The following is a 668-nucleotide window of genomic DNA, read 5'->3' on the forward strand; positions in this document are numbered from 1 at the left end:
GGGTGGCCCAGGGGGCTCCGCGGGACACGGCTCTGGCCCCCGGCCCGGCCGGGCTCACAGCGGATCCTGGGCTCACAGCAGGTGAAGCGCACGAGCCCGGTGCACGGCGTCCCGGCGGCGGGCCACGTCGAGCTTACGGTAGATGCTCTTGAGGTGGGTCTTCACGGTGTTCACCGAGACGAACATCTCGCTGGCGATCTCCGCCGTGGTGAGCATCGTCGGCAGATAGCTCAGGACCGTCTGCTCCCGGCCGCTCAGCGGCTCGACAGCGGCCGGCGGCGGCCCGGCCGGCTCCACCCCCGGCCCGGCCGTCCCCACCGCGTGTCCGGCCTGCGGCCCGACCTGGGAGGAGCCCGCCAGGACGCTTCCGGCCGAACCGCCCGGACCAGCCGGACCGGTCGGGCCGGCCGGCCGGCCGGCGGCGCGTCGCGGGAGCGGCGCGTCCGGCCGGGCGATGTCACCTGGCACCGCCGGGAGGATGCCACGGGCCGCCGCGGCCGGCTGGCCCACCGGTCGCGGGCGGGGTGAGCCCGCCCGCCCGGTTCCGCCGGCGGGGCCGCCGGTGACACCCGCGATCGTCGGGGACGCCGGTGGCCGCGGCCGGGCCACGGCTGGTCGCGCGGCGGCGGCTCCCGACCCGGCGAGCCGCGCCCCCGGCGGCCCGGACC

Annotated in this window: 1 protein-coding gene; it reads right to left on the minus strand. The window is 79.6% G+C overall.

Annotation, left to right across the window (positions count from 1 at the left end; genetic code table 11):
* Positions 1-72 precede the first annotated feature (72 nt).
* The coding region (locus AC5LUJ_RS13315) for a helix-turn-helix transcriptional regulator (RefSeq protein WP_493465020.1) at positions 73-668 on the minus strand (596 nt) is incomplete at its 5' end.

This window comes from Protofrankia sp. CiP1_Cm_nod3 (genome assembly GCF_982290655.1).